Raw genomic sequence first — 5753 nt, 5'->3', positions numbered from 1 at the left:
CGAAGGCCTTGCCGTCGATGAGGGTCGCGCGGGGCGGGGTCGCTCAGCATCTCGAACAGCAGGCCGCCGGTGACCGGGGTGGCCTCGCGCAGGCGCACTTCGACCTGACGGCCCAGGTCCAGCGCTGGCCCGTGCGCTCGCCGACCAGGGCGTGGCCGCGGTCGTCATGGGTGAAATACTCGTTCCCCAGCGAAGAGACCGGAACCAGACCGTCGGCGCCGGTCTCGTCCAGGCGGATGAACAGGCCGAAGCGGGTGACGCCGGTGATGCGGCCGGTGAAGGTCGCGCCGACCCGGTCCTCCAGGAAGGCGGCGATGTAGCGATCCATCGCGTCGCGTTCGGCGGCCATGGAGCGGCGCTCGGTCATCACCACGTGCTCGGCGATGGCGGGCAGCTCGGCGATCTCGCGATCCGTCAGCCCGTCCTTGCCGAGGCCGAGCGCGCGGATCAGGCCGCGGTGGACGATCAGGTCGGAGTAGCGGCGGATCGGCGAGGTGAAGTGGGCGTAGCGGTCCAGGTTCAAGCCGAAGTGGCCGACGTTCTCGGCCGAATAGACCGCCTGCATCTGGGTGCGCAGGACCACCTCGTTGACGACCTCGGCGTGTTCGCCCTCGCGGGTCTCGTCCAAGAGCTTGTTGAAGCGCTTGGTCGTGGCCGGTTCGCCCTTGCTCCAGGGCTTGCCGATGGTCGACAGGAAGTCGCCGAGGTTGAACAGCTTCTCCTGACTGGGGGCGTCGTGGATGCGGTACAGCAGGGGCGTCTTCTTCTGCTCCAGCGTCTCGGCGGCGCAGACATTGGCTTGGATCATCATCTCCTCGATCAGCCGGTGGGCTTCGAGGCTGACGCGGGGCTCGATCGACGTGATCTCCCCCTGCGGGTTCATGCGGATGCGGCGTTCGGCGCTCTCGATCTGCAGCGGGCTGCGCTTCAACCGGCCCTTCAGCATGGCGCGGTAGGCGTTCCACAGCGGATAGAGGATGGCCTCCATGATCGGACCGGTGGTGTCGTCGGGGTTTCCGTCGATGGCCGCCTGGGCCTGTTCGTAGCTGAGCTTGGCGTGCGAGCGCATCAGGCCGCGGATGAACTTGTGGCCGGTCTTCCGGCCCTCCTTGTCGAAGACCATCCGCACGGCCATGCAGGCGCGGTTCTCGCCTTCCTTGAGGCTGCACAGGCCGTTGGACAGGCGCTCGGGCAGCATGGGTTCGACGCGGTCGGGGAAGTAGGTCGAGTTGCCCTTGTCGCGGGCCTCGCGGTCCAGATTGGTCCGGGACGGACGTAGGCGGCGACGTCGGCGATGGCGACCCAGACGATCCAGCCGCCCGGGTTCTTCGGATCCTCGTCGCGCAGGGCGTAGACGGCGTCGTCGTGGTCGCGGGCGTCGGCCGGGTCGATGGTGATCAGGGGCAGGTCGCGCAGGTCCTCGCGGCCCTTGAGCGAGGGCAACTCCTGATGCTTGGCTTCCTGTTCGACGGCCTCGGAGAAGCCGGTCGGGACGCCGTGGCTGTGGATGGCGATCAGGGAGGCGGCGCGGGCGTCGTCCTCGCGGCCGATGGTCTCCAGGATCTTGCCGCGCTTGGGCCCGTAGCGCTGGTCGCCCTTCTCGATGGCGGCCAGGACCAGGTCGCCGTCCTTCAGGCCTTCGGATTGGGCGTGAGGGACCAGCAGCACGTCCTTCGAACGCCGGTCGACGGGCTCGACCCGGACCTCGCGGTTCGAGCGGCGGATAACGCCCAGGACGCGGCTGCGCTCGCTGTCCAGCTTCTTGACCAGGCGCGCTTCCCAGCCGTCCCCGGCGCGGGCGAACTTGACCAGCAGGCGGTCGCCCATGCCGGGCGCGGGGCCGGTGCGGCCGGAGTTGTCGGGAACCAGCAGGGCGCGCGGGGCGTCGGGCGAGGCCTCGACCAGGCGGACGTACATCTCGCCGTCCACGTCGCGCTCGACCACGTCGGCGACGCCGACGGGAGGCAGGGCGCCGGCTTCGGAGAAGCCCTTCTTGCCGCGCTTGCCCAGCGCGCCCTCGGCCTCGAGCTCGCGGATCATTTCGCGCAAGAGCCGGCGGTCGCCGCCCTTCAGGCCGAAGTGGCGGGCGATGTCGGTTTTCTCGGCGGACCCGGCCTCGCGCAGGAAGGCGAGCAGGGTCTCTCGATCGGGGAGGCCGGCGGCGGGCCGGCGGGGAGGTTTTGTCATTGTTCGTTTTCTGTCTGAGGATCGACCGGCGCGAGGGCTTCGACGCCCAGGGCGGAAGCTGCGCGCAACAACTGGCGATCCAGCGTGATGAGTTTGGCCTCCACCCGCTGGGCGGTGGCCAGATGAATGGCGTCGGGAGCTCTCAGCCGCAGATCGAAGCGGCGGACATATCCGTCCGCGATCTCGATGTCGGAGGCGTCGAGCGCGACGGGAACGGCGGGCGCCGAAACGCGCCATTCGTCGAATTCGGCCAGGCGCCGGGCGCCGGCCTCGGGCGTTTCACGACCCATACGGACGGCCAGGGAGATGGCGGATGAAACCTCGGCGGCCGCAAAGTCGCTGACCAGGATGGGGGCTTCCAGATCCGACATCCAGCGATCGATCTCCGCGCTGGAGCGTTCCCGCAACAGAAGGGCCACGAGGACGCTGGCGTCGAAATAGGCTGCTATCACGGCCTGTCAGCATACATCTCGCGAAGCAGTTCGACAGAGGTTTGGCTGGCGGGCGGAAGGCTTTCACGCATCCGGCGAAGTTTCTCCATCGCCGCCCTGCGCCTTTCCAGATCGACCGGCGGATAGGGCCCCACGGGCCGGATTTCCGCGACCGGCTTGCCATGACGGGTGATGATCACATGTTCGCCGCCTTCGACCTGGTCCAGCAGGTAGGTGAACCTGTTCTTGGCTTCGGCGACCCCGTAGCTGGCCATCCTCGATCTCCATTCTGGCCATAAATATAGCCATAAATCTTCCGCGCCGCCAGCCCGGGTTGTTCCATGGTCTCCCCGCGCCTAGCTTCCGGCGCCAAGCCCCACGGAGTGAATTGATGTCCCTCGCCCCCGCCCCGGTCCTGTCCGGCCCCGCCAGCTCGCTGCTGGACCTGATCGGCAAGACGCCGATGGTGGAGGTGACCAAGATCGACACCGGGAAATGCCGTCTGTTCCTCAAGCTGGAGGCGCAGAACCCGGGCGGGTCGATCAAGGACCGCATCGCGCTGTCGATGATCGATGCGGCGGAGCGGGAGGGGTTCCTGAAGCCCGGCGGAACCATCGTCGAGGCGACGGCCGGCAATACAGGCCTGGCGCTGACCCTGGTGGGGCAGGCCAAGGGCTATAAGGTGCTTCTGGTCATCCCGGACAAGATGTCCAAGGAAAAATCCAGCATCTAAGGGCCATGGGCGCCGATGTTCGCCTGACCCGATCGGACGTGCCGCATGGGCATCCGGAATACTACACCGACATGGCCGAGCGCCTGGCCCAGCAGATTCCGGGCGGCTTCTACGTCAATCAGTTCGCCAACGACGCCAACTCCGACGCCCACTTCCGGACCACGGGCCCGGAGATCTGGGAGCAGATGGACCACCAGGTGGACGCCTTCGTCGCCGGCATCGGCTCGGGCGGGACCATCACCGGCATCGCCCGCTATCTGAAGAGCGTCGGCTCGGACGCCAAGGTCATCCTGGCCGATCCGGTCGGCTCGACCCTGGCCGGGATCGTCAACGAGGGCGTGCCCGGCCCCGAGGGCAGTTACACCGTGGAGGGGATCGGTCAGAATTTCGTGCCGGACACCGCCGACATCACCCTGATCGACAAGGCCTATTCGATCTCGGACGCGGAAGCGATCGGGACGGTGCGCGAACTGCTGCTGAAGGAGGGCGTGCTGGCGGGCTCTTCGTCCGGCACGCTGATCGCCGCGGCCCTGCGCTGGTGCCGCGAGCAGACGGAACCGAAGCGGGTGGTGACCTTCGTCTGCGACACCGGCGCCAAATACCTGTCCAAGGTCTACAACGACGCTTGGCTGGCGGATCAGGGCCTGGGCGAGCGCGAGCTGCACGGCGACCTGTCGGACCTGATCACCCGCAAATACGCCAAGGGCGACGTGGTGGTCGCCGGGCCGGACGACACCCTGGACACCGCCTTCAAGCGGATGAAGGGCGCCGACGTGTCGCAGCTGCCGGTCATCCAGGACGGGCGTCTGGTCGGCATCCTGGACGAGAGCGACCTGGTCCATGTGATGAACACCGACGAGATCACCCGCAAGGAGCGGTTCTCCAAGCCGGTGAAGTCGGCGATGACGCGCGACCTGGACACGGTGCAGGTGGGCGAGCCCCTGGACGCGCTGATCCCGCTGTTCGACCGGGACCGGGTGGCGATCGTGCTCGACGGCGAGACCTTCGTCGGCCTGATCACCCGCACCGACCTGATCAACCACTTGAGCCTGAATCGCTGAACCATGGCCGATCTCAAGAACAGCCAAGGGTTCTCGACCCGCGCGATCCATGCGGGGCAGAAGCCGGACCCGACCACCGGCGCGGTGATGACGCCGATCTACGCCACCTCGACCTACGCCCAGGAAAGCCCGGGCGTGAACAAGGGCTATGAGTACGCGCGCGGCAAGAATCCGACCCGCGAGGCCTTCGAGGCCTGCCTGGCGGACCTGGAAGGCGGAAGCCACGGGTTCGGCTTCGCCTCGGGCATGGCGGCGACCTCGACGGCGCTGGAGCTGCTCGACGCCGGTTCGCACATCGTCACCGGCGACGACCTGTACGGCGGTTCGTGGCGGCTGTTCGAACGGGTGCGACGGCGGTCCATGGGGCTGGATTTCAGCTACGTCGACATGAGCGATCTGGACGCCGTCCAGGCGGCGATCACGCCCAAGACCCGGATGATCTGGGCCGAGACGCCGACCAATCCGCTGATGAAGCTGGCGGACATCGCCGGCCTGTCCCGGATCGCCCGGGCGCACGGGCTCAAGCTGGTGGTCGACAACACCTTCGCCACGCCGTGGAGCCAGCAACCGCTGAAGTTGGGCGCCGACGTGGTGATGCACTCGGCGACCAAATATCTGAACGGCCACTCCGACATCATCGGCGGGGCCTTGGTGACGGGGGACGCCGATCTCGCCAAGGAGATCAAGTTCCTGCAGAATTCGGTCGGCGGGGTGATGGGGCCCTTCGACGCCTTCCTGGCCAACCGGGGCCTGAAGACCCTGGGCCTGCGCATGAAGGCGCACAACGAGAACGCCCTGGCGGTGGCGCGCTGGCTGGAGGCCCGCAAGGGGATCGCCCGGGTGATCTATCCCGGCCTGATCACCCACCCCCAGCACGAGCTGGCGGCGCGGCAGATGAACGGCCGCTACGGCGGCATGGTCACCGCGATCATCGACGGGGACCTGTCGCGCACCAAACAGGTGCTGGAGCGGGTCCAGGTCTTCACACTGGCGGAATCGCTGGGCGGGGTGGAGAGCCTGGTCAACCACCCCGCGATCATGACCCACGCCTCGGTGCCGAAGGAAGTGCGCGAGGCCGGCGGAGTGACGGACAACCTGATCCGGCTGTCGGTGGGCGTGGAGGATCTCGACGACCTGATCGCGGATCTGGACCAGGCGCTGGGCTGAGCCGTCAGGTTCGGGAGGGCGACGGGACGCCGGGGACGTGCGATCGTCCGGAACCATCGGCCTCGGCCCCTGGAGGTTTCGCGTGTCCCGACTGTTGCTCGCCGCTTCGATCCCTGGCGGCTGTGATCGCGGGCCCCCGGCCGCCGCTTCGGCCTGCGCCGTGCCGCCGCGTCA

General features: G+C 67.8%; 4 protein-coding genes and 2 pseudogenes. 3 read left to right on the top strand and 3 right to left on the bottom strand.

Annotated elements, in window-relative coordinates:
- From rnr to AC2W7C_RS12745, 3 genes and pseudogenes are all read right to left on the bottom strand, one after another.
- A pseudogene (gene rnr / locus AC2W7C_RS12755) lies at positions 1 to 2187 on the bottom strand (ribonuclease R); the annotation flags it as partial.
- The gene (locus AC2W7C_RS12750; protein WP_486001774.1) at positions 2184 to 2639 is read right to left on the bottom strand and encodes a type II toxin-antitoxin system VapC family toxin; all 456 of its coding nucleotides are present in this window, start codon (positions 2637 to 2639) and stop codon (positions 2184 to 2186) included. The gene AC2W7C_RS12750 and the pseudogene rnr, both read right to left, overlap by 4 nt.
- On the bottom strand, positions 2636 to 2893 hold the full coding sequence (locus AC2W7C_RS12745; protein ID WP_486001773.1) for a type II toxin-antitoxin system Phd/YefM family antitoxin: 258 nt from the start codon (positions 2891 to 2893) through the stop codon (positions 2636 to 2638). Before AC2W7C_RS12745 ends, AC2W7C_RS12750 begins: the two co-directional genes overlap by 4 nt.
- A 116-nt stretch (positions 2894 to 3009) precedes the next feature.
- Between AC2W7C_RS12745 and AC2W7C_RS12740 the strand changes: the two are divergent.
- The 3 genes and pseudogenes from AC2W7C_RS12740 to AC2W7C_RS12730 all read left to right on the top strand — a co-directional run.
- Positions 3010 to 3878 (top strand): annotated as a pseudogene (locus AC2W7C_RS12740) (PLP-dependent cysteine synthase family protein); the annotation flags it as partial.
- A gap of 231 nt (positions 3879 to 4109) precedes the next feature.
- Positions 4110 to 4412, top strand: a complete 303-nt coding sequence (locus AC2W7C_RS12735; protein WP_486001775.1) for a CBS domain-containing protein — start codon at positions 4110 to 4112, stop codon at positions 4410 to 4412.
- A gap of 3 nt (positions 4413 to 4415) precedes the next feature.
- Complete coding sequence (locus AC2W7C_RS12730) at positions 4416 to 5579, top strand: cystathionine gamma-synthase (protein WP_486001772.1); 1164 nt, start codon at positions 4416 to 4418, stop codon at positions 5577 to 5579.
- Positions 5580 to 5753 lie beyond the last annotated feature (174 nt).

It is taken from the genome of Brevundimonas sp. CURTG3B2_SDJG, from assembly GCF_057364705.1.
The sequence above is the reverse complement of the archived record's forward strand: the minus strand, read 5'-3'. Positions and strand labels throughout refer to the sequence as shown.

What these genes read in the sequence shown, in the direction of transcription:
- AC2W7C_RS12745 (WP_486001773.1), bottom strand. Translation starts at nt 2,893, where the DNA reads ATGGCCAGCTACGGGGTCGCCGAAGCCAAGAACAGGTTCACCTACCTG.
- AC2W7C_RS12735 (WP_486001775.1), top strand. Translation starts at nt 4,110, where the DNA reads ATGAAGGGCGCCGACGTGTCGCAGCTGCCGGTCATCCAGGACGGGCGT.
- AC2W7C_RS12730 (WP_486001772.1), top strand. Translation starts at nt 4,416, where the DNA reads ATGGCCGATCTCAAGAACAGCCAAGGGTTCTCGACCCGCGCGATCCAT.